Genomic DNA, 23,732 nt, shown 5'->3' on the forward strand with positions numbered 1-23,732 from the left:
ATGGACGAGACTTCTCGCATCGATGACCGCGGTCGTACCGGACACACCGTGCTCCGGGCGGTGCGCCGCATGCTGCCGTCGCCGCTCGGCCCCGGCCGCGTCCTCCGGGGCATGGACCGGCTGGAGCGGGCCTCCGTGCTCGACCCGGCGGTCGAGCTGCTGGGCAACCGCTTCCGGGCGCTTCCCCTGGGCCCCTGGCGTGACGTGCTGCACGGTCGCCGGCTGGGCCACCCCGCCCACCCGGTACTGGTCGAGGTGCCGATCGGCACCTGGTTCTCCGCAGCGGTGCTCGACTGCCTCCCCGGGCAGCGACGCGCGGCGGGTGTCCTGATCGGCGTGGGCATCGCGGCCGCCGCCCCGGCGGCCCTGACCGGCTGGGTCGACTGGGCGGAGCAGGGGCCTCGGCAGAAGCGCGTAGGGCTCGTCCACGCGGCGGTGAACGCCACGGCCGTGGCCTTGTACGGCGGGTCGCTGGCCGCTCGCCTGCGGGGGCGCTCCGGTCTGGGGAAGGCCCTCGGGCTCGCGGGGCTGTCGGTGGTCGGTGTCGGCAGCGCGCTCGGCGGCCACCTGGCCTACCGGCTGGCGTCGGGGGCCAACCACGCGGAGTCGGTCTCGAACACGGTGGGCGCCGGGTGGCACGAAGTCGGCGACGTGTCCGACTTCGAGGTCGGCCGGCCGGCCCGGCGCCATGTCGACGGGGTGCCCGTAGTGGTCGTCCGTGAGAGCGGCGGCGAGGTGCACGCCCTCGCCGATTCGTGCAGTCACATGGGAGGCCCGCTGTCCGAAGGGGCCGTCAGCGACGGCTGCGTGCGGTGCCCTTGGCACGGCAGTGTCTTCCGGCTGGCCGACGGCTGGAACGTGGGCGGGCCCGCCACCGCGCCTCAGCCGGCCTTCCAGGCGCGGGTTGCCGGCGCTCGCGTGGAGATCCGGCTGATGAGCGGCGGCTGAACCTCGCGGTCCCCCCAGCTACCGGATCTGCACTCGCTCGGCCTGAGGTCCGCGCTGCCCCTGGACGACGTCGAAGCAGACGGACTGACCCGCCGCGAGCTCCGTGCACGTGCCTTCCATGATGGCGGAGAAGTGGACGATGATCTCCGGTCCACCCGCACTGGGCAGAATATAGCCATAACCTTTTTCACTATTGAATGCCTGCACTGTCCCGTTGAACACACTTGCCTCCGACGCAAGGAAAGGGGAAATCCCCTTCACATTAAGGCTCGTGGCCGGTGCATTCGGGTAACACGCCCCGTCGACATCGCGACGGCGTCTCCCGGCCCCGGAGCGGTGACCTGGCAAGTGGGCGGACGGGCGTCACCCCCGCAGGTGCATTGCGGCGCGGACCACTGTCCCTCGGTTAGGGATCACGCGGGAAAGGGCACAGGGAAATGCGTACATCACCACAGAGGGAGAAGTCATGGCAGTTCCCACCCCTGGCTACACCGTCCCCGGCCTCAGCACCAAGGAGGGCAAGCAGCTCATCTCACTCCTGAGCACGCGCCTGCACGCCCTCAACGATCTGGCGCTCACCCTCAAGCACATCCACTGGAACGTGGTGGGTCCGCACTTCATCGCCGTCCACGAAATGCTCGACCCCCAGACAGCCGCCGTGAGGGCCATGGCCGACGGCACGGCGGAGCGCATTTCTGCGCTCGGCGGTGAACCGCAGGGCACCCCCGGCGCCCTGGTGGCCGGGCGCACCTGGGAGGACTACAGCATCGGCCGTGCCGACGCGCTCGCGCACCTCGGCGCCCTGGACCTCGTGTACACCGGCGTCATCAAGGATCACCGGACGGCAGCGTCCAAGGCCGGTTCGGTCGATCCGGTCACCGAGGACCTGCTCATCGAGCATCTCCGTTCCCTGGAGCAGTTCCAGTGGTTCGTCCGGGCTCACCTGGAGAGCGCCGGCGGCTCCCTCTCCACGGCCGGTTCCGCGACCGAGCGGCAGGCCGCCAAGGCCGCGTCCCCCGCCCGCAAGGCGGCCGCGAAGCGGCCGGCCGGCAGGGCCGCCAAGTCCAAGGCCTGAGGACGGACTCCCCGCCGCGAAGGAGACCGGTCATGGCCACCCGTACGCGTGAGACGCCATCGGGCATCGCGCCCACGAGCATCCGGTTGCCGGGGATCGTGCTGGGCATCGGGCTGGGCGGTTTCGTCGACGGCATCCTGCTCCATCAACTGCTCCAGTGGCACCACATGCTGACCGGTACGAACGACGACCGGATCGGGGTGAAGTACTACTCACCCAACACGGTGTCAGGGCTGGAGATGAACACCGTGTGGGACGGCGTCTTCCACGCGGTCTGCTGGGTGGCGGTCCTGCTCGGCCTGGGCATCCTCCACCATCGCGTGACCCACGGCCGGCGCCGGGTGTGGACCTCACGGGTGCTGTGGGGCTGGGTCCTCGTCGGGTGGGGCCTGTTCAACATCGTCGAGGGTCTCCTGGACCACCAGATCCTCGGCATCCATCACGTCCACGGCGGCCCCCACCGGATCTGGTGGGACATGGGCTTCCTGCTCCTGGGCGTCGTCCTCCTCGTCGTCGGCCATCTCGTGCGTCGCGGCGGCGGGTACGTCACCCCTGACGCACCCGGGCCTCCCGGGCAGCGCGTCTGATGGGCGACGCGCACCACACGCATGGCCGCGGCGGCGGCGGTGAGGTGTGGGAGGTCCTTGCGCCCCTCACGGCTGTGCTCCTGCCTGCCGCCGCCTATCTCCTCCTCGTTCACCGGGCGCACGGACGCAATCCCGTACGGAGGTGGAGCCGGTGGCGGACGGCCGTCTTCCTGACCGGATGCGCCCTGCTCGGCGCGGCGCTCCTCCCGCCCGTGTCCACGTTCGCCCACCAGGACTTCCGCGGGCACATGGCGCAGCACCTGCTCATCGGCATGTACGCGCCGCTCGGGCTGGTCCTCGGAGCGCCGGTGACCCTCCTGCTGCGGACTCTGCCCGCCGCGCGGGCCCGGCGGCTGACCGGCCTCCTGCACAGCCGGCCGGTGCGCCTGGCGACTCACCCGGTCCTTGCCCTGGTACTGAGCACCGGCACTCTCGCGGCCCTCTACTCCACGCCCGTGTACAACGCGACGATGGACGCACCGGGCCCGCACCGGCTGGTGCTCGCCCATTTCCTGCTGTCCGGGTGCCTGTTCGCCCATGCCGTCGCCGGCCCGGACCCTGCCCCTGGCCGGCCGGGCGTGCCGGCCCGCCTGGTGGCGCTCGGCGTCGCCGTCGCGGCGCACGCGACCATCTCCCAGCTGATGTACGGGGGGTTCCTGATCGACGTGCGCGCGCCGGTCAGCCAGGTGCGGGGTGGGGCGGAGCTCATGTATTACGGCGGCGACATCGCCGAACTGCTGTTGGCAGGTGCCCTTGTCGCGACCTGGCGGCCTTCGCCCCGTCGCGGCGCACGGACGGTCGCCGTGCACGAGAGGTTCCCCGCCCTCGGCCGCCTCTTGACGAAGCCGTTCATGCGGCCTGGATGAGCTCCGCACGCCCGAACAGCAGCGCGTATCCGGAGGGGAGCCGGGCCAGCACGCGATCGAGGGCACGGGAGCCGGCGAGATGGCCGACCGTGGCCAGGACGGCTCCGGCGTCCCATCGCGCAGTGGCGGGGGTGCCGCCCGTGCGAGCCGCGAGGTCCTTGACGAACCCCCAGCCGGTGAGCGGCTCGGGGTCAGGGGTCTGCGCGGTGAGGGCGAGGGCCGCCTCGGCGGGCAGCCGGGCGGCGAGGCCGGCACGTTCGGCCCCGGTCAGCTGCCGGCCGAGTCCGGACAGCACGGCATGGGTGACGGCCTCGGCTCGTTCGCGCGTGGGATACGCACCCTCGTACCTGATCCGTTCCAGCATCTGGTCGAACGTCACGTCCGCTGTGGCACGCGTCGGTTCATGCGGGGAGCGCATCGGTGAAATGCCTTTCTCGACGGGGCGGCTGCCGCTGCGACCGGGCGGGGCCCGGCAGCCGCGCTGCGGTTGAGTAGCTGCTCAGCGACGTCGGGTGGCCGACGACAGGCTTGACCTGAGGCTCACCCGCCACACAGGCTGCCGAGCGCGGGGAGGGGCCTGCGGAGAAGCGGCTCCCCGTGCTCGGCGTTCCTGCGGGCGGGTGGGCACGGGTGCGTTCAGGTGCCGAGCTGCCTGTGGTCGGACTCTCCGCCGATGGCGATCTTGCGGGGCTTCGCCCGCTCGGCGATCGGGATCCGCAGGGTCAGCACCCCTGCGTCGTAGTCGGCCCTGATGCGCTCCGTGTCCAGCGTGTCAGCCAGGACCAGCTGGCGGGAGAAGACACCCAGCGGCCGCTCGGAGAGCTCCACCTGCACGTCCTCGCCGGTGGCGGCGGGACGGCGCTCAGCCTTGACGGTGAGCATGTTCCGTTCGACGTCGATATCGATCGCGTCCTTCGCGACACCGGGCAGGTCGAGGGCGATCACGTATTCCTCACCCTCGCGCCAGGCGTCCATCGGCATCGCCGACGGCTTGGACCAGGTGCCGGAAACGCCCGTGAGCTGCTGGGCGAGACGGTCGAGTTCACGGAACGGGTCAGTGCGCATCAACACTGCGAAAACACCTCCACTGGTCAGGCAGAAACTGCCAATGCGCTGCGTCTGACACCGTTGTAGCATGTCATCCAAAGGATGACAACCTGCAATGTCATTGTTCGGATGACAGCCGTAAGGAGCTTTCATGAACCCATCCCCCTCGGGCGGCGAGCCGGCGTCCTTCGCCGCGGCCGCAGCGGCGCTGAACGCCATCGACGAGGCCGTCCGGGCCGCCCGGAGACCAGGACCGCAGCACGCAGCGGGCGGGCAGGCGGACTCCGAGCAGGCTGTGGCCGCCCTCCTTCTCCTGCGCGAGCTGCGCGACCAGCTCGCCGGATGGGAGCCGGGGCTGATCGAAGCGGCCCGCGCTGCGGGCACCAGCTGGGCCGACCTCGCCCACCCCCTCGGGGTCGCCAGCCGTCAGGCGGCCGAGCGCCGCTACTTGCGCGTGCGTCCCGGAGCTCCCGGCACCACCGGCGAACAGCGTGTGCAAGCCACCCGCAACCACCGCGCCGCCGACCGCACCGTCACCACGTGGGCTCGGGAGAACGCCGCCGACCTGCGGCAGCTCGCCGGCCAGATCACGGCCCTCACCGACCTCCCCGGCACCTCGACCGCCCGGCTCGCCGCCGCGCTCGCCGACAACGAGGCCGCCGCCCTCATCGCTCCGCTCACCGACGCCCGCCAGCACCTGACGGCCGACCACCCCGACCTGGCCGCCCGCGTCGACACGCTCACCCGCCACACCGACCGGCTCCGCCAGGACAGCGACGGCCGGCGGACCTCACCCTGACCCCGGCCGAGGGCACCACGGCGCTGACGGGCTCGGCGGCATTTCACCCGCTTCCGGTGTCGTGGGGACCTGTCCCGCCTTCGCGGACCTAAGGTTTCGTTGATGAACAGCGTGGGAGCGACGCGTGCACACATGCTGGGGGACCTGATCGCTGCGAGTCATCTGATGACTCTGGAGCAGCTGCCCGGCACCGTGGCGTCGCACGCTGCCGGGGCGGGCTGGCCTCAGGTGCGGATCTATCTGGCCGATCTGCAACAGGAACGGCTGTATCTCCTGGCCGGAAACGTCGAGGCAGGCCCCGGCGAACCCGATGCTCCGGCCGAGTTGTCCGTCGACGGGACGGTGGCCGGACGCGCCTTCCAGCTGGGCAAGGTGTTTCCGGCGTCGGCTTCCGCCAAGGGACAGTGGTGGGTCCCGCTGCTGGACGGCGCGGAGCGTCTGGGCGTGCTGCGGGTCGGCGCACCGGGCGCGCGGGTCGAGGCGGACGAGGACCTGAACAGGCTCGCCGGGCTCGTGGCCCTCCTGCTGGAGAGCAAGCGTGGAACGAGCGATTCCTACTCCCGGCTGGTCCGCCGCCGACGGATGAGGGTAGCCGCGGAGATGGAGTGGCAGCTGATGCCGCCACGGACCTTCGCCACCGACCGTGCCCTGATCAGTGCGGTCATGGAGCCGGCCTACCAGGTGAGCGGAGATGCCTTCGACTACGCCCTGACCGGGGAGACCGTGCATCTGTCGGTCTTCGACGCCATGGGACACGACACCGCCGCCGGCCTGACCGCCAACCTCGCCCTCGCGGCGGCCCGTAACCACCGCCGCCAGGGCGCCGGTCTTCTCGAAACGGCCGAAGGCGTCGGCGAGACCCTCACCGAGCAGTTCGCGGGCAGCCGCTACGCCACGAGCATCCTGGCCGACCTCCATCTGACCACCGGCGTGCTGACCTGGACGAACTACGGTCACCACCCACCGGTCGTCATCCGCGGCAACCGTACCGTCGTGCACCTGTCCTGCCCTCCCGTCCCTCCCCTGGGGACGGACCTGGGCATGCCCGGCACCCTGCGCAGCGACCAGCTGGAACCCGGGGACCGTCTGGTGCTCTACACCGACGGCATCACGGAGGCGCGCAACCGGGAAGGGCGGGAATTCGGCCTGGACGGCCTGACCGACTTCCTCATCCGCCACCACGCCGACGGCCTCCCCGTGCCCGAGACCCTGCGCCGGCTGATCGGGCACCACCTGGCGTACCACCTCGGCCGCCTCGACGACGACGCCACCGTGATGCTCCTGGAGTGGCACGGCCCGACCCCGTACCGGCCGTCCCAGCTGCAGGCGCTGACAGGTCTGCCCCGCTCGATCACCCCGGAGACGATCGCCTCCGCCTGGGCCCAGCGGCCCGCCGAGGACGAGGGCGACTGACAGTCACCGCGCCCTCCTCTTCCTCCAGGGGCGTCTCGTCAGCCGTTCGGCGCCGGGGCGGGTGTCTGGCAATCGCCTGAGTGGGCACCAGGTATGCGTTACGCGCAGGCGGGCGGTGGTACGGATGGCCCCGCGCCGCCGCGCCCCCCTGCTCGTGACCGCCTGCAACGCCAGCACATGAGAGGAACGTCAGATGAAGGTGTCCGACTTCGTCCTGCAACGCCTGCGCGAGTGGGAGGTCGACCACGTGTTCGCCTACGCGGGCGATGGCATCAACGGGCTCCTGTCGGCGTGGGGCCGTGCCGAGAACAAGCCGGAGTTCGTTCAGGCCCGGCACGAGGAGATGGCCGCGTTCGAAGCAGTCGGCTACGCCAAGTTCTCCGGCAAGGTCGGTGTGTGCGCCGCGACGTCGGGGCCCGGCGCGATCCATCTGCTCAACGGCCTGTACGACGCGAAACTGGACCACGTCCCCGTGGTGGCGATCGTCGGGCAGACCGCCCGCAGCGCCATGGGCAGCTCCTACCAGCAGGAAGTCGATCTGCTGAGCCTGTACAAGGACGTCGCCTCCGAGTTCTGCGAGATGGTGACCGTCCCCGAACAGCTGCCCAACGTTCTCGACCGTGCGATGCGCACCGCCTACAGCAGGCGGACGGTGACGGCCGTGATCATCCCGGCCGATGTCCAGGACCTCGACTACTCCCCGCCCACCCACGCCTTCAAGATGGTGCCGTCCAGTCTCGGCATGCCCGCGTACGCACCGGTCCCGGACGGCACGGAGCTCGCCCGCGCGGCGGAAGTCCTGAACGCCGGTGAGAAGGTCGCCCTCCTCATCGGCCAGGGGGCACGAGGCGCCCGCGCCGAGGTGCAGGAACTCGCCGACGTTCTCGGAGCCGGTGTCGCCAAGGCGCTCCTCGGCAAGGACGCCCTGCCTGACGACCTGCCCTACGTCACCGGATCGATCGGCCTGCTCGGCACGCGGCCCTCCTGGGAGCTGATGCAGGACTGCGACACACTCCTCGTGGTGGGTTCCAGCTTCCCCTACAGCCAGTTCCTGCCGGAGTTCGGCCAGGCGCGCGCCGTCCAGATCGACATCGACCCCCACAACGTCGGCATGCGCTACCCGTTCGAGGTCAACCTCGTCGGGGACGCCCGGGAAACCCTCAAGGCACTGCTGCCGCGACTGGAGCGCAAGAAGCACGGCGCCTGGCGAAAGAAGATCGAGAAGGACACCGCCCGCTGGTGGGACGTCATGGAGCGACGGGCCGCCGTCGAGGCGGATCCCATCAATCCCGAGTACGTCGTGCACACCCTCGACGCGCTGCTGCCCGACGACGTGATCCTGGCGGCCGACTCCGGCTCGGCCGCCAACTGGTACGCGCGCCATCTGCGCATCCGCGGGACGATGCGCGGTTCCCTGTCCGGCACGCTCGCCACCATGGGACCTGGCGTGCCGTACGTCATCGGCGCGAAGTTCGCCCACCCCGGGCGCCCGGCCATCGCGATCGTCGGCGACGGCGCCATGCAGATGAACGGCATGGCCGAACTCATCACCGCCGCCAAGTACTGGCAGGAGTGGCAGGACCCGCGGCTGATCGTCGCCGTACTGAACAACCAGGACCTCAACCAGGTGACCTGGGAGATGCGCGCCATGTCCGGCGCCCCCCAGTTCCTGCCCTCCCAAGCGCTCCCCGACGTGCCCTACGCCGACTTCGCCCGGTCCATCGGTCTCGGTGGCGTCCGCGTGGAGAAGCCCGACCAGGTGGAGGCGGCCTGGCGGCAGGCCCTCGGCTCCGACCGTCCCTTCGTGATCGACTTCCGTACCGACCCTGCCGTACCGCCCATCCCTCCGCACGCCACCCGGGAGCAGGCCGAGGCGGTGGTGTCCTCCATCGTCAAGGGGGACAGTGACCGCGGCGGCATGGTCAAGCAGGGGCTCAAGGCCAAGGTGCAGGAGATGCTCCCCGGACACCGCCACCGCGACGCCGCCCCGGGCACGGGGACCGAGAAGTGACGCCGCCGGTCATGGCGTGGCACCCGTCCGCTCACAGGTAGTGGCTCAGCCCCCTCGGCACGTAGGCCCCGTGACCGGCGTGGCCCACATAGGCGCCCCCCTCGATCACCGGGACACCGCGCGAGAGCACCGTCTCGACCCGCCCGGTGACCGTCTTCCCCTCGTACGCCGAGTAGTCGACGTTCATGTGGTGCGTCCCGGCGGAGATCGTCTGCCCGGCCTCCGGGTCGTAGACGACGATGTCCGCGTCCGCGCCCGGCGCGATCGTCCCCTTCCTCGGGTAGAGGCCGAACATCCGCGCCGGGGTGGCACAGGCGATCTCGATCCAGCGCCGGCGGGAGATGTGGCCGTCGACGACGGCCTGGTGGAGGAGGTCCATGCGGTTCTCCACCCCCGGAAGGCCGTTCGGGATCTTGGAGAAGTCGCCGCGGCCCAGGTCCTTCTGCCCCGTGAAGCAGAAGGGGCAGTGGTCGGTGGAGACGACCTGGAGTTCGTTGTTCCGCAGACCCCGCCAGAGCGCCTCCTGGTGTTCCCGGGGGCGCAGCGGGGTCGAGCAGACGTACTTCGCGCCCTCGAAGCCGGGTTCGGCGAGGTTGTCCGTCGAGAGGAAGAGGTACTGCGGGCAGGTCTCGCCGAAGACCGGGAGCCCTTTGTGGCGGGCCGCGGCGATCTCGGCGACGGCCTCGTCGGCGGAGACGTGGACGACGTAAAGCGGCGATCCGGCGACCCTCGCGAGCTGGATCGCGCGGTGGGTGGCCTCGGCCTCCAGAGCCACCTTGCGCACGTCGCCGTGGTGGCGCGGATCGGTGCGCCCCTCCGCTAGCGCCTGCTCGACCAGTACGTCGATGGCGATGCCGTTCTCGGCGTGCATCATGATCAGGCCGCCGTTTCCGGAGGCCTGTTGCATGGCGCGGAGGATCTTGCCGTCGTCGCTGTAGAACACCCCCGGGTAGGCCATGAACAGTTTGAAGGAGGTGACGCCCTCCGCCACCAGGCGGTCCATCTCCTTGAGCGAGGACTTGTTCACATCCGAGATGATCATGTGGAAGGCGTAGTCGACGGCGCACTTGCCGTCGGCCTTGGTGTGCCAGGCGTCGAGCCCCTCCTGCAGCGAGCGGCCGATGGTCTGGATGGCGAAGTCGACGATCGTGGTGGTGCCGCCCCAGGCCGCGGCCCGGGTGCCGGTCTCGAAGGTGTCGGCGGCGTAGGTCCCGCCGAACGGCATCTCCATGTGGGTGTGCGCGTCGACGCCGCCCGGGATGACGTACTTCCCGGTGGCGTCGATCCTCCGGTCGGCGCTCCAGCCGGCCGCGACGTCGGTGCCGTGGGCGGCGAGGGCGGCGACGCGCCCGCCCTCGATGAGTACGTCGGCGTGGATCTCGTCCGACGCGGTGACGACGAGGCCGCCGTGGATGACGGTGCGGCTCATGTACCTCTCCTCGCGGTGGCGGAACCGGCCCGCACACGCGGGCCGGGTGCGTGATGACGACGTACGGGGAAGCGGGCTGCCCCGCGGCCGGGGAGGTGCCGCGGGGCGCCCGCGCTCAGGTGGCCGCGCGCAGTGCCTGGCCCAGGATCTCCGCGCCCTCCTCGGCCTCGGCGACGGTGAGCGACAGGGGCGGCGCGATCCGCAGAACGCTGGTGTCGTGGCCGCCGCCCTTCCCGATGAGCAGCCCGCCCGCGCGGGCCGCTTCGAGCACGGCCGCCGCTCCGTCCGGGTCGGCCTCGTCGGTGCCGGGCCTCACGAGCTCGATGCCGATCATGAGCCCTCTGCCGCGCACCTCGCGTACGGCCGGCGAGCCCGCGCCGACCGCCCGGAGCCGCTCGATGAGCAGGCCGCCGACCCGCCGGGCGTTGCCCTGGAGGTCGTGCTCCAGCAGGTACGAGAGGTTGGCGAGCCCGGCGGCCATGGTGACCGGGGAACCCCCGAACGTCGAGATGGAGTTGGCGTCCAGGCAGTTCATGACGTCGGCGCGGGCGACGACCCCGCCGACGGACATGCCGTTGCCGATGCCCTTGGCGAAGGTGAGGATGTCCGGCGGCCCGTTCGAAGCGTGCGCCTGCCAGCCCCAGAAGTGGTCGCCCGTGCGTCCCCAGCCGGTCTGCACCTCGTCGGAGATCCACAGGATGCCGTGCCGGTCGAGGACCTCCCGGAAGGCGGCGTACAGCCCGTCGGGCGGTGCGGTGAACCCGCCGACCCCCTGCACGGGTTCGGCGATCAGCGCCGCGACGCCCCGGGTGTGTCCGAGGAGGTCTTCCAGGTCGGCCACGCACGCCTTGATGAACCGTTCGTCGCTCAGCTCCGCGTACGGTCCCCTGGTGCGGACCCCGCCATGGACGTACAGCGTCTGGAGCGGGGACAGGCTCGTCGTCGACCAGGACCTGTTGCCCGTGACGGAGACGGCCGAGAACGACCTGCCGTGGTAACTGTTGCGCATCGCCAGGATCTGGTTCGACCCCCGGTGGGCGGTGGCGAGCAGCAGGGCGGTGTCGTTGGCCTCGGTGCCCGAAGTGGTGAAGAAGACCCGGGCGTCGGGGATGCCGGAGAGGGTGGCGATCCGCTCGGCGAGCTCGACCATCGGGCGGTTGAGGTAGAGGGTCGAGGAGTGGATGATCCGGCCGGCCTGCTCGGAGACGGCCTTGGTCACCTCGGGCAGGGCGTGCGCGGTCATCGTCGTGAGGATGCCGCCGAAGAAGTCGAGGTAGCGGTTGCCGTCGGCGTCCCAGACGTGGCGGCCCTCCCCGTGGGTGAGCTCCAGCGGGTGCCGGTAGTAGAGGGCCAGCCAGTCGGGGCTGACGGCCAGGTGCCGCTCGTGCAGTCCGGTCACGGCTCCACCAGCCCGTCGTACGCGTCCGGCCGGCGGTCCCGGTAGAACGCCCACTGCTGCCGCACCTGCTCGATCAGCCCGAAGTCCAGGTCGCGTACGACGAGTTCCTCCTCCTTGTCGCTGGCCACCTCCCCGACGAACTGCCCGCGCGGGTCGACGAAGTAGCTCGTGCCGTAGAAGTCGTTGTCGCCGTACTCCTCCTGGCCGACCCGGTTGATCGCCGCGACGAAGTACTCGTTGGCGACGGCGGACGCGGGCTGTTCGAGCTGCCAGAGGTAGCCGGAGAGGCCGCGCGAGGTGGCGGACGGGTTGTAGACCAACTGGGCTCCGTTGAGTCCGAGTTGGCGCCACCCCTCGGGGAAGTGCCGGTCGTAGCAGATGTAGACGCCCACCTTGCCGACGGCGGTGTCGAAGACCGGCCAGCCGACGTTGCCGGGCTTGAAGTAGTACTTCTCCCAGAACCCCTTGACCTGCGGGATGTGGTGCTTGCGGTACTTGCCGAGGTACGTGCCGTCGGCGTCGATGACCGCCGCGGTGTTGTAGTAGAAGCCGGACTGCTCGACCTCGAAGACCGGCACGACGATCACCATGCCCGTCTCCCGGGCGAGATCGCGCATGCGCACGACCGTCGGCCCGTCCGGGACGGGTTCCGCCCAGCGGTAGTGCTCGGGCTCCTGGACCTGGCAGAAGTAGGGGGCGTTGAACACCTCCTGGAAGCCGATGATCTTCGCACCCTGCCGGGCGGCCTCGCGCGCGTGTTCCTCATGCTTGGCGATCATGGATTCGGTGTCGCCGGTCCAGGTCGCCTGGACGAGTGCGGCGCGTACGACGTGGGACATGAGCTGCTCCTTCGACGCGGCGTCAGAGAGCCTCTACGTTCTCTACGCCCGTAGACACGGTGCATAGGAGGAGAACGTAAGCCCCGTCACACAACGGGGCAAGACCATCGCCGTGAACCGGCGGAGTCGATCATGTTTCACACCCGAGCGGTCCACACCGTTCCGGAGGGGGCGGCGTCCAGTCCCCGCAGGGCCCCGTAGGCGGACTGGACGAACGGTGCGAGCGGGGTCGGAGCCGTGTTGGTGAGGGCCACGAGGCCCGTGGCCGAGCCGGGGAGGAAGCCCGCGAAGGCGGTGAAACCGCGGGTGCCCCCGGAGTGGTGGAGCAGCGCGCCGGACGGGCGCGGGCGGAGGTTCCAGATGAGACACAGCCGGGAACCGGTTCTGGGGATGCTCAGCCGGGGCCGCTGCACCTCGGCCAGCGCGGTGCGCAGCACGGGGTCCGGCGCGGTGTCCGGGTCCAGGAGTGCGGCCAGGACGCTCAGCAGGTCACGGGCGCTGGACCGTACGGCTCCGGCGGCCGTCAGTCCCGGCATGAGCAGGGCGGGGCGCGGGCGGCCGTGCCAGTGCCCGGTGATCTGGGGGCGGTCGGGGTCGCAGTCGGTGTCCGTGAGGCCGAGCGGGCCGGTGACGCGCTCGGCCAGCAGGGCCGGATAGTCGCTCCCGGTCCCGCCGGCCGCCCTCGCGAGGACGTGGCCCAGCAGGCCGCCGCCGAAGTTGGAGTACAGGACCCGGCTGCCGGGCCGGTGCCGTGGCCGGGTACGGCGCAGCGAGGCGAGCAGGTCGTCCTCGGAGAATCCGGCGTACGGGTTGCTGAGCCACCCGCTGCGCACCGCCCGGCCGAGCAGGCCCGGGGGCAGCCGCGGCAGACCGGAGGTGTGGGTGGCGAGGTGGAGGAGGGTGAGCGGGGGCCCGGGGATCCGGAAGGGCAGGTAGCGGTCGGCGCGGTCGCCGTAGCGGACCTCACCCCGGGCGGCCAGCTCGGCGAGCAGCAGGGCGGTGAACGTCTTCGTCAGGGAGCCCGTCTCGAACCGGCTGCCCTCCCCCGCCGGGCCCCGGCAGAGCACCGCACGCTCGGCGCCCCGCACCGCCGCGACCACCGCCGCCGGCCCCTGGGCCGCGGCCAGGAGAGGCTGGAGACCTGTGGTCAGCGGCGGTGGTGTCACGCCGTCACCGCTGCCCCGCCGCCCGGGCGAGCGCGATGGATCCGGCGACGGCCGCGACGACGACGGTGTGCTGATGGTCCGTGAAGCGCCGCTGCGGGTCGTCGTCCACCGGGTCGCTGTCCCGGGGCACGAGTCCGTCCTCATGCTGGAGCGCGGCGACGGCTTCCCAGTCCTCCGCTCGGCAGTAGGGGTCCTCGATCGAGGCGCCCACGACGAGCAGTTCCGTGACGAGGTCCCACTGGCCCACCTCACGCCAGACGTCGATCCAGACGGGGAGCCAGGTGCGTACGTAGTCGGCGAGTTCGGGCGGGAGTCCGCCCGGGTTGCCGCCCCAGTCGGTGAGGTGGAAGACGGTGTGGGTCATCGCGTAGGCGGTGATCCAGTTGATGGCCCACGGCTCGGGCCGCGCACCGAGCCAGGTGGCTGCGGCCAGCGCGCCCAGGTCCTCGGTGTGCTCCAGGCCCACGACCCGGGCGGCGTTGGCGACGGCGAGCCGCCGGTTGGGCAGGACCTCGACGCTGCTCACGGAGCGCATGCGGGCGCGGTGGGCGAGGAGGCGGTCCAGCGCCTCGTGGCGGTAGCCGCAGCGGACGAAGGGGGCGTACATCTCCAGCGGGTCCGTCATCAGCGTGTGGTGGAGCTGGCGTTCGTAGATCATGTCGCCGCGCCTGAACTGCTCCCAGGTGAAGTCCATCAGGCTCTGCGCGGCGGCGAGGCGGCCCGGTCCGGCGACACCGTCGCGCAGGATCAGGGAGGCGGCGAGGGTGGTCTCCCCCAGGGGCTTGTAGACGCTGTCGGGGTCGGCCATGGTCTCGGTGGTGCCGGGCGGCAGGCCGCCGAGGTTCCGGTTGGCGTGCAGCCATGACAGTGCCCGGTCCGCCATGGTGCGGGCCGCCCGGGTGACCGGCTCGGGGATCGTCATGTGTGTGCCGCCTCCTTGGGGGCCGTGCCGGGCCGCTGTTCGAGGAAGTGACGGGCGATCGCCAGGTCCAGGGCGGCGCGGGGGCCGGGCCCGCCCACCAGCCGTACGTGCTCGGCCGCGATGTCCGGGTCCAGGGGCGGTTCCACGCCCTCGTACCGCAGCCAGGCCAGCCAGCGGACGAGGCGCACGGCGGTGGGGAAGTCGCGGCGGAGGATCGAGCGGCTGACTCCGCGGCTCAGCGGCAGCGCGCCGCTGCGGGCCGCCTCGTGGACCGGGCCGTCGAGGCCGAGCGTGGCGAGCGGGGCGAGTTGTGCCATCCGCACGGACCAGGCGCTCCAGTCCGCGGCAGGGCCGGGCCCGGCGTCGTCCGCGGGTGCGGGCACGAGGGCGCTCAGGGTGTCGTCCCCGGAGAGCCTGGCGAGCAGGACCGCGGTGGCGTGGTCGCGCCGGGCGACCGCTGCCTCCTCGGGGGCGTCGGACGGCGGGAAGGCGTCGAAGGCCTTGACCACGACGGCGGCGTCCTGCGCCGGCAACGGGTGGCCGGCCAGGAGATGAGGGCTGAAGACGTCGGCCCCCAGCACCCGGACGGCTGCCAGCGCCGCGAGGGTGTCAGGGGCGTCGTCGACGTACCGCGCCAGCTGCACAGCGCCCCCGGTGCCGCTGAGGGCACCGAGGACACTGTCTGCCAGGGCGTCGGCCGCCTCGGCGAATGCGGAGTGGGAACTCACTTGCCCCGGGGCTCCTTCGGCTCCTTGGGAGACAGGAGGAGGAGCGCGAGCAGGAGGCCCGTGCCCTCGGGGGTGTAGAGCGGGGCGTCGCTGACGGCCGCCTCGGGCTCCGCCATCAGGGCGCTCAGCGTGGTGGTCTGGGCCGGTGTCGCGGTGAGAGTGATCTCCTGGGTAAGCATGGTGCCTCCACATCACTGGGGGGACATGTGCCACGTGTGCGGCGCTGCCTCGAACGACGATAAAGGGTGATTTCGGATTTATCTCGCCGAGCCCGCGCGCACTGGTGACGTGCATGGACCACAGGGTCCGAGGGCCCTACGGTGCCGCTATGCCCGCGACCCGCAGCGCGTGGACGACGTCCCACTCCCGCGCCGTCGACACCTCGCGCGCCGCGGCGAGCAACTGGGGGACGAGGTGGCGCGTCCCTCCCTCGGCGACGCGTGCCGCGTCCTGCGGGGTCCGTACGCGGACGAACGCGCCCAGCAGCGCACGCGCCTCCGGCTCCAGGCCCGCCCGGTCGAGCGCGACCACGGCGTCGGCGATCTCACCGGCGGGCCGGGCGACACCCTGCCGGAGCAGCTGCCCGCAGTCGTCGGCACGGCCCGCGGCGGCCAGCGCGCCCGCGGCGGCGGCGAGTTCGGCGGGTGGCAGCGAGGACACCTCCCACAGCAGGGTCGCCCAGTCGGCGTCCAGGCCGGCCCCGTGCAGCGCGACGGCGAGCACCGGCAGATGCCCGGGGGGCCACGTGGCGGCCTCGCAGAGCACGACGTGCGCCTCTCCGGTGCGGCCTTCCGCGCGCAGCCGTACGAGCAGCGCGACGGCGTCCTCGGCGGTCCGGCGGGCGGCGGGGTCGGGTTCCGCCGCCCGCGGTGCGGTCCGGCCGGCGCCTTCCTCGGCGGTGGCGCCGCCGAAGCGGGCCCCGCGCGGGACGGGGGCGGTCTGCGAGGGGACCGGCAGCACGGGCGCGCCCGACGGAACCGGCCCGGCTTCCGTCTCGTCGTCGAGGTCCAGGCCCGCGAAGCGCGCCCCGCGCGGCTTCCCGCGCTTCTTCACGGGGGCGGAGTCGGCCTGCGGCCCCGCTTCCGGACCGCGCCGTACGCCCTGGGCCCCGGGCTCCTCCGGAAGGCGGGGGGCGGGAACCGCGGGCGCGCCGCCGTGGGCCGTCGCCTCCGCGTCCCCCTGCCGCCGGAACCAGTCGTCCGGGACCGTCGTCTCCAAGGCCGCCAGCCGGCTGCGGAGCTCGGCGCACCGGGCCGTGGCACGGGCGTGATCGTCGCGCGCCCAGGCCACCGCCTCCGTCTCCCCGTACGCCTCACGCGCCCCGTTCGCCCCGGCCGCCCGCATCCGCCGGGCCGCGTACGACTGCTCCCGCAGCATCACGCCGAGCCGGTCGACGAGGGCTTGGCGCCCGCCCGGCCGCCTGTCGTAGGCGGCCGCCGACGCGGCACACAGAGCGGCGGCGCGTACGGATTCCCCCGCGGCGTACGCGGCGCCGCGCACGGCGGCGAGGTCTTGGAGCAGCGACTCGACCACGTCCCAGGGCGGGACCTCCGAGCCGTCGAAGCAGGCGCGCATGCCGTCGGGGTCGCGGGCGCAGAAGACCCCGTACCAGCCCTGCCCGGGATCGAGCAGGTCAGCGAGGCCCCGCAGGTACTCCGCGAACGCCCTTACTTCCACAGCGTGCTGATCCACCGTCACCGTCGCCCTCACCGGTCGCCAGGGACTGGAGCGTTCCAGTCCGCGGGCATTCGACCGCAGGCGTGTTACGGGACGACTACGCACACTTTTCCGGCAGGGTGCGTCCGGAGCGCGGCCGGAGCCGGTGCGCCCCCGTCAGAGAGTGACGGCGATCCCGGTGTGCGGCCGCTTGCCGAGGCGCGCGATCGTGGCGGGCCGGTCCACGAGCCAGAACTTCCAGGTGTACTTGCGGGCCAGGACCTTGCGGACCGCCGCGGTCCCGTCGCCGTCGAGCAGCCTGGCCGTCCCCTCTGCGCTCGGCGCGCCCTCGGCGACTCGGCCGCGGACGTCGCAGACGGCCACGAGGACCCGGCTGTCGTTGCGCAGCCGCTTGACCTTCCAGGAGTCGGACCGCGTCCAGACGTACAGCACACCACCGTCCGCCGCGGCCCAGACGGGCGTGGCGACGGGCGTGCCGTCCTTCCGGTACGTGGTCAGGCTGACGTACTCACTGCGGGCGAAGTCCTGGAGAGTCACGGGCGCGACCCTACTCGGCCTACGCCGTGAGCGGCAGCTCCCCCGGTTCCGGCAGCGGCCCGGGGACGGGCACCGGCACACACAGCGCGAGCAGCTCGTCCATCGACAGCCCGAGGGCCCCCGCCAGCGCCGCGACCGTGAAGAAGGCGGGGGTGGGGGCCCGGCCCGTCTCGATCTTGCGGAGCGTCTCGGCCGAGATTCCCGCGCTCGCCGCGACCGCGACCATGCTGCGTCCGCCGCGCGCCTCACGCAGCACTTCGCCGAGCCGCTCGCCGCGTCGGCGCTCTTCGGGTGTCAGGGGGTTCCGTACCATGCCGTCATTCTAATACCGCTGGCCCCGGTATTGTAATTGGCTCGATGCCGTTCGCCGGCGGTGACGCCTCCCACCCGGACCGGGACGGCCGGACCGGCCGCGGGAGTGACGGCAGCGGCGCGGCCCGCGCCGCTCAGGCTCCCCCGGCGAACTTCCGGGCGAGCGCCTCACCGGCACTCACCGCGGCGGCGGGGCTCTCGATCGGTGACACCTCGGAGTTCTTGAAGAGGATGTAGGTGACGCCGGACGCCGTACCCCCGGTCCGGGGGTCCGGATCGATGCCGAGCGCCTCGGCCAGGGCGTACGAACCCTCGCCGATGATCCCGGCGGGCCCCGTGTCCCCCACGACGGCGTAGCGGACCTTGCCGTCGTGGATGACGGCGGCCACACCACCGCCCTTGATCCCCGACTTGGCGTAGTTCCACAGCGGCCCGGGGCCGGGGACGACGACGTACGGCACCCGGGCGGAGTCCAGGGGCTTGCCGTCCGACCCCTGGAACGCCGTCCGGGGCTGGAACGCGGGGTCGGTCCTGGTGTTGCAGACGGTCGTGGTCCGGCCGTCGCAGTCGATGTCCATGTCGGCCTCCCAGAACACGGCCTCATCGGTCCCGCAGACCGGGACGGTGGCGGCGGCGCCCTGGTCGGTCCGGTACTTCCCCTGGGAGATCCGGGTGCACTTCTTCACCTCGGCCAGCAGTTCGGCCGCACCGACCGGGCTCCCTCCGCCCCCGGCCGCGGCGGGGAGTGCCGAGGCGAGCAGAGCGGCGCCGGAGAGCGCGGAGAGGACCAGCATTCGCGTACGCACGGTCGTGACTGCACCTTTCACTGGACACGAGGAACCCCGGCGGGCGCCTCCTTGCCGACGGCGGCGCGCCATGGACGCGGCCGGCCGTGTAAGACCTCGGGGCCGGTACGACGCTGCCGAGCGCGACATACCGGCCCCGGGGCCACTGCTACCGCCGACCGGTCACGAACGACCGCCCGGATGCACCACCATGGCCGAGCCGCCGCCGCGCCGCACCTTTTCGGCGGCCGCGAGCCAGCGCCCGTCCGGGAGCCGCTGGACGCCGGTGGCCGCCCCGATCTCCGGATTCGCCTTGAACACGTGCCCGAGGGCCTCCAGCCTTCCGCGCACCGGACTGTCCCACAGCCCCGGCTCGATCTCGGTCGTCGGCGAGTTGCGCTGGCTGGCACGGGGCGCGGCGATCGCGTCGACCAGCGGGAGCCCCCGGTCCAGGTGACCGGTCAGCGACTGGAGGACGGTGGTGATGATCGTGGCACCGCCCGGCGACCCCAGGGCGAGCACGGGCTTCCCGTGCTCCAGCACCACGGTCGGCGAGATCGACGAGCGCGGGCGCTTGGACGGACCCGGCAGGTTCGGGTCGTGGACCGCCGGGTCGGCGGGCGCGAACGAGAAGTCGGTCAGCTCGTTGTTGAGCAGGAAGCCCCGCCCCGGCACGGTGATACCGCTGCCGCCCGTCGACTCGATCGTCAGGGTGTACGCGACGACGTTGCCCCACTTGTCGGCGGTCGTCAGGTGCGTCGTGTTCTCACCCTCGTACGTCGTGGGGGCGGCCTTGCCCCCCGTGGCGCAGCGGGCCGGGTGGCGCGGGTCGCCCGGGGCGAGCGGGCTGGTGAGGACCGCGTCGTCCTTGATGAGGCACTCCCGCGAGTCGGCGAAGCGCTGGCTGATCAGCTCCCGCGTCGGGACGTCCTCGAAGGCGGGGTCGCCCACCCAGCGTCCCCGGTCGGCGAACGCGATCCTGCTCGCCTCGATCAGGCGGTGGAGGTACTGCGTCCCGCTCGCCTTCGAAAGGTCCGTCGACTCCAGGATGTTGAGGGCCTCACCCACGCTCGTGCCCCCCGACGAGGACGGCGCGATGCCGTACACGTCGAGGCCCCGGTAGGCGGTCCTCGTCGGGGCCTGGCGCAGTGCGCGGTAGGACTTCAGGTCCGCGGTCGTCAGGTCTCCCGGACGCACCGCACGCGTCGCCGCCGGGTCCACGGGCGGCTTGCGTACCGTCGACACGATGTCCCGGGCCAGGTCGCCCCGGTAGAGCTCGTCGACGCCCTCGCGGCCCAGCGTCCTGTACGTACGGGCGAGGTCCGGGTTCTTGAACACCGATCCGGTCACCGGCAGCTCACCGCCGGGCAGGAAGAGTTCGGCGGACGCGGGGAAATCGGCGAACCTGGCCTCGTTGGAGGCGGTCTGGGAGCGGAAGGTCTCGTCCACGACGAAGCCGTCGCGCGCCAGCCGTTCGGCCGGTTCGAGCAGCCGCCCGAGCGGCTTGGTGCCCCAGGCGTCGAGGGCCTTCTCCCAGGTGGCGGGCGTGCCGGGCGTGCCGACCCCGAGTCCGCTGGTGACGGCGTCGGCGAAGGGGACCGGCTTCCCGTCCTCCAGGAAGAGCGAGGAGTCCGCGCTGCGGGGCGCCGTCTCGCGGCCGTCGATGGTCTGTACCCTGCCCGTCCTCGCGTCGTAGTGGACGAAGTACCCCCCGCCTCCGATGCCCGCCGAGTAGGGCTCCGTGACGCCCAGCGCGGCGGCGGTGGCGACCGCCGCGTCGACGGCGTTGCCACCCTTGCGGAGCACCTCGATACCGGCCGCCGAGGCGTCCGCGTCGACACTCGACACCGCTCCCCCGTACCCCACCGCCACCGGGGACTTGGGAGGCGGCACGGGTGGCGCCGAGGCCGCGGGGGCCGCGGCACCGAGCGAGCCGATGACGGCGATCACGAGTGGGAACGACACATTCCGGCCGACGGAATGACGCATCCGTACCTCCTGTGAAGGATCGTCCGCGCAGGGTAGCGCCGTCACACCCGCACCGTCAGGACCGCCTCGGCCACACGTCCGAACGGCCGCTACCATCCCCGCTCATGAATGACGACGTGCGCAACATCGTGCTCGGCCTCATAGCCGCCGGAATCAGCGCCGCCTTCGGCTGGCTCGCCCGGACGTACCTGTGGCGGCGCAGACTCCGCCGCAAGCAGGCGTTCTTCGGTCTGCCGGGGAACTCCGAGTGCCTGCTCGTCGTCAACCGCGACGCCGGCGGCGACGGCGCGGTCCACCGCCACGACGTCTTCGCGCTCCTCGAACTCTCGGCCCTCATCAAGGACTGCGCCGCACACGCCCAGATCGTCTCCCACGACACCGCCCAGCAGGGCTTCGGTGAACGTACGGAGTTCTGCGTCGGCGGCCCGGGGTCCAACCGGCGCATGGCCGCGCACCTGCAGTCCCTGCTGCCTGGCGTGAAGATCAACACCGGGCCGGAACCGGGCCCCGACCGCGCGGCCTTCCAGGTGGGCTCGGAACGCTACCGGCTGGAACCCGGAACCTCCGAACACGTCCTGCTCGCCCGGCTCACCGGCGGCCAGGACGCCCGGCCCGTCTTCCTCCTCTGCGGTCAGCGCGCCATCACCAACCAGGCCGCCTCCCGTTATCTGATGCGCAATTACGAGAAACTGCAGCGCAAGCACCGCGGCGGGTCCTTCGTACTGCTCCTGAAGGTGGTCAACTCCCAGGCGTACGGCCCCGATGTGGTCGAGCTGGTCGGCGACGTGACGCGCACCGCACAGGCCCCCCTGCCCGCCGCGCCCCGTACCTCCCACCGCGCCGCCGGCTGAGACCGGCTCGCTCGCTCACGGGGCCCGTCGGCGTCCGCCCGGCGCCGTCACCGGGGGATGAGCCGCCGGACCAGCTCCGGAGCCCACTCGACGTACTCGACCTCCGCCCCGTCGGCGTGGCGGGCGTAGAGGAACCGCCCGGTCGGGCCGCTCGTCGCGGGAGTGGTGACGGTGGCTCGGGCGGCCTCCAGAGTCGTGGCGAGGGCGTCGAGGTCCTCGACCACCACGGTCGCGGAGGCATGCGCGTACTTCGCGCGCTCCTCGGCCGGGCCCGCGATGACGAGGAAGTCGCCGATGGCGGCGAGTTCCACCGAGTGGAAGGCGAGCCGCAGATCCGGCTGCGCGCCGGTGAGTTCCGCGAGGAGCGGCAGCGCCCGGTCGAGGTCGTCGGTCCACAGGCGGGCGTACGTCTTCAGGATGCTCATGAGCGGTTCCGTCTCGTGTCGGCCGCGGCCGGTCTGCGGCAGCGGTTACTTCTGGTTACTCAGGAACCGTAGGTGAGTATGCTCTGACGTGGAAGAACGCACTTCGCAGTGAGAAGGGAACCTCGTGGTTACCGAGCAGGTCGGTCGCGGATTCGATGACGGGGACGTGATGCGGGCCGACTCCCTGGCCCGCGAGATCTTCACCGGCGTGGCCAACAAGTGGGCCCTGCTGATCATCAACGTGCTGGGAGAGCGGACCCTCCGGTTCACCGCACTGCGGACCGAGGTGGAAGGCATCAGCCACAAGATGCTCGCCCAGACGCTGCGCGGCCTCGAACGGGACGGGGTGGTGCGCAGGACCGTGTACGCCGAGGTGCCGCCCCGCGTCGACTACCGCCTCACCGAGGCGGGCGCCGCGCTGCGCGACACGGTCAACGGCATGTGCGCGTGGACCCGCCGGTACATGGACGAGATCGAGGCGGCCCGGCGTCGCTTCGACGCGTAGTCCGCGCGGCCGAGGCACTCCTCCTCGGAACTCCCGACGCCTGACGGGCCCAAGTGGATTCGGTCGCTCCGTTCGGGGAACAGATAGGGCCTGCCCCGGCCCATCCGCCCCAGGGGTACCGGCCGGCCCAACGGGTTCTGATCGAAGGAGGACGTGGACGTTCATGGCTGACGGCTCTGCAAGCGAGTGGACGGGAGCGGGGAGGCTCACGGCCGCGGCCCGGTGGTGGCAGCGCGCCTTCTCGTACGCGGGCGACGAGCGCGCCACCCTGCTGGTCGTCGGGAAGAGCACCCTCGCCGCCACCCTCGCCTGGGTGGTCGCGTACGACGTCCTCGACGCCGACTCGCCTGCGTTCGCACCGTTCTCCGCCGTACTGATCATGCAGGTGACGGTCTACCGCTCGGTCATACAGTCGCTCCGGTACGTCGGCGCGGTCGTCGCGGGAGTGCTGGTGCAAGCCGCGCTCGGCTACCTCGCGGGTCCGGATCTGCTGACCTTCGTGCTGGTGGCCCTCATCGCCCTGGCGATCGGCCGCTGGTCCGTTCTGGGTGTCCAGGGCCCGCAGGTCGCCACCGCCGCCTTCTTCGCCTTCTCGACCTACACCTCGTCGTCAGGCGACGCGCAACGGTTCTTCCGGCTGGGGGAGATCGTGGTGCTCGTGCTCATCGGCTGCGCGATCGGCACTGCCGTCAACATCCTCGTCGCCCCTCCCCTGCGCTACCGGAGCGCCGAGTACAGCATCCACAACCTCGCTCGGACCCTCCACGACCTCCTCACCGACATCCATCCGGTACTCGCCGACCAGGTGCCGGACCGGGACACCGCCGCGGAGTGGCGGTCCCGCGCCGGGCGTACCGGCGAGATGATCAAGCAGGCCCAGGCGGGGCTCCGGACGGCCAAGGAGAGCACCCTGCTCAACCCGCGCCGCCTGTGGCGCCGCTACCGGGGCCACCCGGGCTTCCAGGGGTACGAGGCCGTGCTCGGCGCCCTGGAGCGCATGCTGTACCAGGTCGCCGCCCTCACCCGCGGTCTCGACCGGTCCCGCGAGGGGGGCGAGGCCCTCCAGCCCTTCCTGCAGCGGTACGGGGCGTTCCTGGAGGCGGGCGGCGCGGTCACCGAGGTGCTGACCACGCTGGACGAGACGACCCTGCTGCAGCAGGCGAAACGGCTGGACCGCCTCACCGACGAGGCCGAGGCGCGCCGCGACGAGGTGATCGAGGTGACCGGCCGCCTGTCCTTGTCCCTCTCCGACCCCACCGTCCCGTACGGCGTCCTCGTCACCGAGGCGACCCGGCTCACGGAGGAGTTCCGCTACACCTGCCAGGTCCTGCTCGATGCGGCGAAGGAGGGGTCATCGACGACACGGGGCGCCTGAAGGGGGCCACCGCACCGGCCGGGGCCCGTGCCCGGACACAGCGGCTC

Annotated in this window: 26 protein-coding genes; 10 read left to right on the forward strand and 16 right to left on the reverse strand. The window is 72.0% G+C overall.

The window, feature by feature from the left end:
* Nucleotides 1-69: 69 nt before the first annotated feature.
* Nucleotides 70-948: a Rieske 2Fe-2S domain-containing protein gene (locus tag ACIP63_RS24705; RefSeq protein ID WP_401519574.1), complete on the forward strand. Its 879-nt coding sequence runs from the start codon at nucleotides 70-72 to the stop codon at nucleotides 946-948.
* Nucleotides 949-966: 18 nt separating this feature from the next.
* Here ACIP63_RS24705 and ACIP63_RS24710 read toward each other — a convergent pair whose 3' ends face one another.
* Nucleotides 967-1,209 carry a cold-shock protein gene (locus ACIP63_RS24710; protein WP_401519317.1) on the reverse strand — a complete coding sequence of 81 codons (243 nt, stop codon included), beginning with the start codon at nucleotides 1,207-1,209 and terminating at the stop codon, nucleotides 967-969.
* 205 nt (nucleotides 1,210-1,414) lie between these two features.
* Between ACIP63_RS24710 and ACIP63_RS24715 the strand changes: the two genes are divergently transcribed.
* Genes ACIP63_RS24715 through ACIP63_RS24725 form a run of 3 tightly spaced genes read left to right on the forward strand, consistent with a single transcriptional unit; the run spans nucleotide 1,415 to nucleotide 3,476 of the window.
* A complete protein-coding gene (locus ACIP63_RS24715) occupies nucleotides 1,415-2,023 on the forward strand; it encodes a Dps family protein (protein ID WP_401519320.1) in 609 nt (202 codons plus the stop codon).
* A gap of 32 nt (nucleotides 2,024-2,055) precedes the next feature.
* Nucleotides 2,056-2,610, forward strand: coding sequence for a DUF2243 domain-containing protein (locus tag ACIP63_RS24720; RefSeq protein WP_401519323.1), 555 nt, complete (start codon nucleotides 2,056-2,058; stop codon nucleotides 2,608-2,610).
* Nucleotides 2,610-3,476, forward strand: coding sequence for a cytochrome c oxidase assembly protein (locus ACIP63_RS24725; protein ID WP_401519326.1), 867 nt, complete (start codon nucleotides 2,610-2,612; stop codon nucleotides 3,474-3,476). The genes ACIP63_RS24720 and ACIP63_RS24725 overlap by 1 nt, the downstream gene beginning before the upstream one ends.
* On the opposite strand, the gene ACIP63_RS24730 is transcribed toward ACIP63_RS24725, so the two are convergent.
* Entirely contained in the window at nucleotides 3,460-3,894 is a 435-nt protein-coding gene (locus ACIP63_RS24730; protein WP_401519328.1) for a DUF2267 domain-containing protein, read from the reverse strand. The genes ACIP63_RS24725 and ACIP63_RS24730 overlap by 17 nt on opposite strands.
* A 218-nt stretch (nucleotides 3,895-4,112) precedes the next feature.
* The gene (locus tag ACIP63_RS24735; RefSeq protein WP_401519330.1) at nucleotides 4,113-4,547 is read right to left on the reverse strand and encodes an Hsp20/alpha crystallin family protein; all 435 of its coding nucleotides are present in this window, start codon (nucleotides 4,545-4,547) and stop codon (nucleotides 4,113-4,115) included.
* A 127-nt stretch (nucleotides 4,548-4,674) separates the two neighbouring features.
* Between ACIP63_RS24735 and ACIP63_RS24740 the strand changes: the two genes are divergently transcribed.
* The 3 genes from ACIP63_RS24740 (at nucleotide 4,675) to ACIP63_RS24750 (ending at nucleotide 8,746) form a co-directional block, all read left to right on the forward strand.
* Nucleotides 4,675-5,322 carry a type III effector protein gene (locus ACIP63_RS24740; protein ID WP_401519332.1) on the forward strand — a complete coding sequence of 216 codons (648 nt, stop codon included), beginning with the start codon at nucleotides 4,675-4,677 and terminating at the stop codon, nucleotides 5,320-5,322.
* Nucleotides 5,323-5,424: 102 nt separating this feature from the next.
* A complete protein-coding gene (locus ACIP63_RS24745; protein ID WP_401519335.1) occupies nucleotides 5,425-6,735 on the forward strand; it encodes a PP2C family protein-serine/threonine phosphatase in 1,311 nt (436 codons plus the stop codon).
* Between the two features lie 193 nt (nucleotides 6,736-6,928).
* Complete coding sequence (locus ACIP63_RS24750) at nucleotides 6,929-8,746, forward strand: thiamine pyrophosphate-requiring protein (RefSeq protein WP_401519337.1); 1,818 nt, start codon at nucleotides 6,929-6,931, stop codon at nucleotides 8,744-8,746.
* A gap of 31 nt (nucleotides 8,747-8,777) precedes the next feature.
* Here the strand turns inward: ACIP63_RS24750 and hydA are convergent, their stop codons facing one another.
* From hydA to ggt, 12 genes are all read right to left on the reverse strand, one after another.
* Complete coding sequence (hydA, locus tag ACIP63_RS24755) at nucleotides 8,778-10,175, reverse strand: dihydropyrimidinase (protein ID WP_401519339.1); 1,398 nt, start codon at nucleotides 10,173-10,175, stop codon at nucleotides 8,778-8,780.
* Between the two features lie 115 nt (nucleotides 10,176-10,290).
* Complete coding sequence (locus tag ACIP63_RS24760) at nucleotides 10,291-11,574, reverse strand: aspartate aminotransferase family protein (RefSeq protein ID WP_401519342.1); 1,284 nt, start codon at nucleotides 11,572-11,574, stop codon at nucleotides 10,291-10,293.
* A complete protein-coding gene (locus tag ACIP63_RS24765) occupies nucleotides 11,571-12,413 on the reverse strand; it encodes a nitrilase-related carbon-nitrogen hydrolase (protein WP_356714420.1) in 843 nt (280 codons plus the stop codon). Before ACIP63_RS24765 ends, ACIP63_RS24760 begins: the two co-directional genes overlap by 4 nt.
* A gap of 137 nt (nucleotides 12,414-12,550) precedes the next feature.
* Nucleotides 12,551-13,579, reverse strand: coding sequence for a serine hydrolase domain-containing protein (locus ACIP63_RS24770; RefSeq protein WP_401519345.1), 1,029 nt, complete (start codon nucleotides 13,577-13,579; stop codon nucleotides 12,551-12,553).
* 4 nt (nucleotides 13,580-13,583) lie between these two features.
* The gene (locus ACIP63_RS24775) at nucleotides 13,584-14,501 is read right to left on the reverse strand and encodes a DUF6895 family protein (protein ID WP_401519348.1); all 918 of its coding nucleotides are present in this window, start codon (nucleotides 14,499-14,501) and stop codon (nucleotides 13,584-13,586) included.
* A complete protein-coding gene (locus ACIP63_RS24780) occupies nucleotides 14,498-15,229 on the reverse strand; it encodes a hypothetical protein (RefSeq protein ID WP_401519350.1) in 732 nt (243 codons plus the stop codon). Before ACIP63_RS24780 ends, ACIP63_RS24775 begins: the two co-directional genes overlap by 4 nt.
* On the reverse strand, nucleotides 15,226-15,408 hold the full coding sequence (locus ACIP63_RS24785) for a hypothetical protein (protein WP_401519353.1): 183 nt from the start codon (nucleotides 15,406-15,408) through the stop codon (nucleotides 15,226-15,228). Before ACIP63_RS24785 ends, ACIP63_RS24780 begins: the two co-directional genes overlap by 4 nt.
* Nucleotides 15,409-15,544: 136 nt before the next feature.
* Nucleotides 15,545-16,927 (reverse strand): hypothetical protein, encoded by a 1,383-nt coding sequence (locus tag ACIP63_RS24790; protein ID WP_401519356.1) that lies wholly within the window; start codon nucleotides 16,925-16,927, stop codon nucleotides 15,545-15,547.
* Nucleotides 16,928-17,062: 135 nt separating this feature from the next.
* On the reverse strand, nucleotides 17,063-17,443 hold the full coding sequence (locus ACIP63_RS24795) for a PPOX class F420-dependent oxidoreductase (protein WP_401519359.1): 381 nt from the start codon (nucleotides 17,441-17,443) through the stop codon (nucleotides 17,063-17,065).
* A 19-nt stretch (nucleotides 17,444-17,462) separates the two neighbouring features.
* Nucleotides 17,463-17,756 (reverse strand): helix-turn-helix transcriptional regulator, encoded by a 294-nt coding sequence (locus tag ACIP63_RS24800; RefSeq protein ID WP_362933334.1) that lies wholly within the window; start codon nucleotides 17,754-17,756, stop codon nucleotides 17,463-17,465.
* A 133-nt stretch (nucleotides 17,757-17,889) separates the two neighbouring features.
* Nucleotides 17,890-18,561, reverse strand: coding sequence for a glycoside hydrolase family 75 protein (locus tag ACIP63_RS24805; RefSeq protein ID WP_401519361.1), 672 nt, complete (start codon nucleotides 18,559-18,561; stop codon nucleotides 17,890-17,892).
* Between the two features lie 162 nt (nucleotides 18,562-18,723).
* On the reverse strand, nucleotides 18,724-20,529 hold the full coding sequence (gene ggt, locus ACIP63_RS24810) for a gamma-glutamyltransferase (protein WP_401519364.1): 1,806 nt from the start codon (nucleotides 20,527-20,529) through the stop codon (nucleotides 18,724-18,726).
* A 104-nt stretch (nucleotides 20,530-20,633) separates the two neighbouring features.
* Here ggt and ACIP63_RS24815 point away from each other — a divergent pair, with 104 nt between their 5' ends.
* On the forward strand, nucleotides 20,634-21,380 hold the full coding sequence (locus tag ACIP63_RS24815; RefSeq protein WP_401519367.1) for a hypothetical protein: 747 nt from the start codon (nucleotides 20,634-20,636) through the stop codon (nucleotides 21,378-21,380).
* Between the two features lie 47 nt (nucleotides 21,381-21,427).
* Here the strand turns inward: ACIP63_RS24815 and ACIP63_RS24820 are convergent, their stop codons facing one another.
* On the reverse strand, nucleotides 21,428-21,805 hold the full coding sequence (locus tag ACIP63_RS24820) for a VOC family protein (RefSeq protein ID WP_401519370.1): 378 nt from the start codon (nucleotides 21,803-21,805) through the stop codon (nucleotides 21,428-21,430).
* Between the two features lie 124 nt (nucleotides 21,806-21,929).
* Between ACIP63_RS24820 and ACIP63_RS24825 the strand changes: the two genes are divergently transcribed.
* Together ACIP63_RS24825 and ACIP63_RS24830 are read left to right on the forward strand one after the other, a co-directional pair.
* Nucleotides 21,930-22,310 (forward strand): winged helix-turn-helix transcriptional regulator, encoded by a 381-nt coding sequence (locus tag ACIP63_RS24825; protein ID WP_401519373.1) that lies wholly within the window; start codon nucleotides 21,930-21,932, stop codon nucleotides 22,308-22,310.
* Between the two features lie 163 nt (nucleotides 22,311-22,473).
* Nucleotides 22,474-23,685, forward strand: a complete 1,212-nt coding sequence (locus tag ACIP63_RS24830) for an aromatic acid exporter family protein (protein WP_401519376.1) — start codon at nucleotides 22,474-22,476, stop codon at nucleotides 23,683-23,685.
* Nucleotides 23,686-23,732: the final 47 nt, after the last annotated feature.

Source organism: Streptomyces sp. NPDC088746 (assembly GCF_044751065.1).
GTDB lineage: Bacteria > Actinomycetota > Actinomycetes > Streptomycetales > Streptomycetaceae > Streptomyces.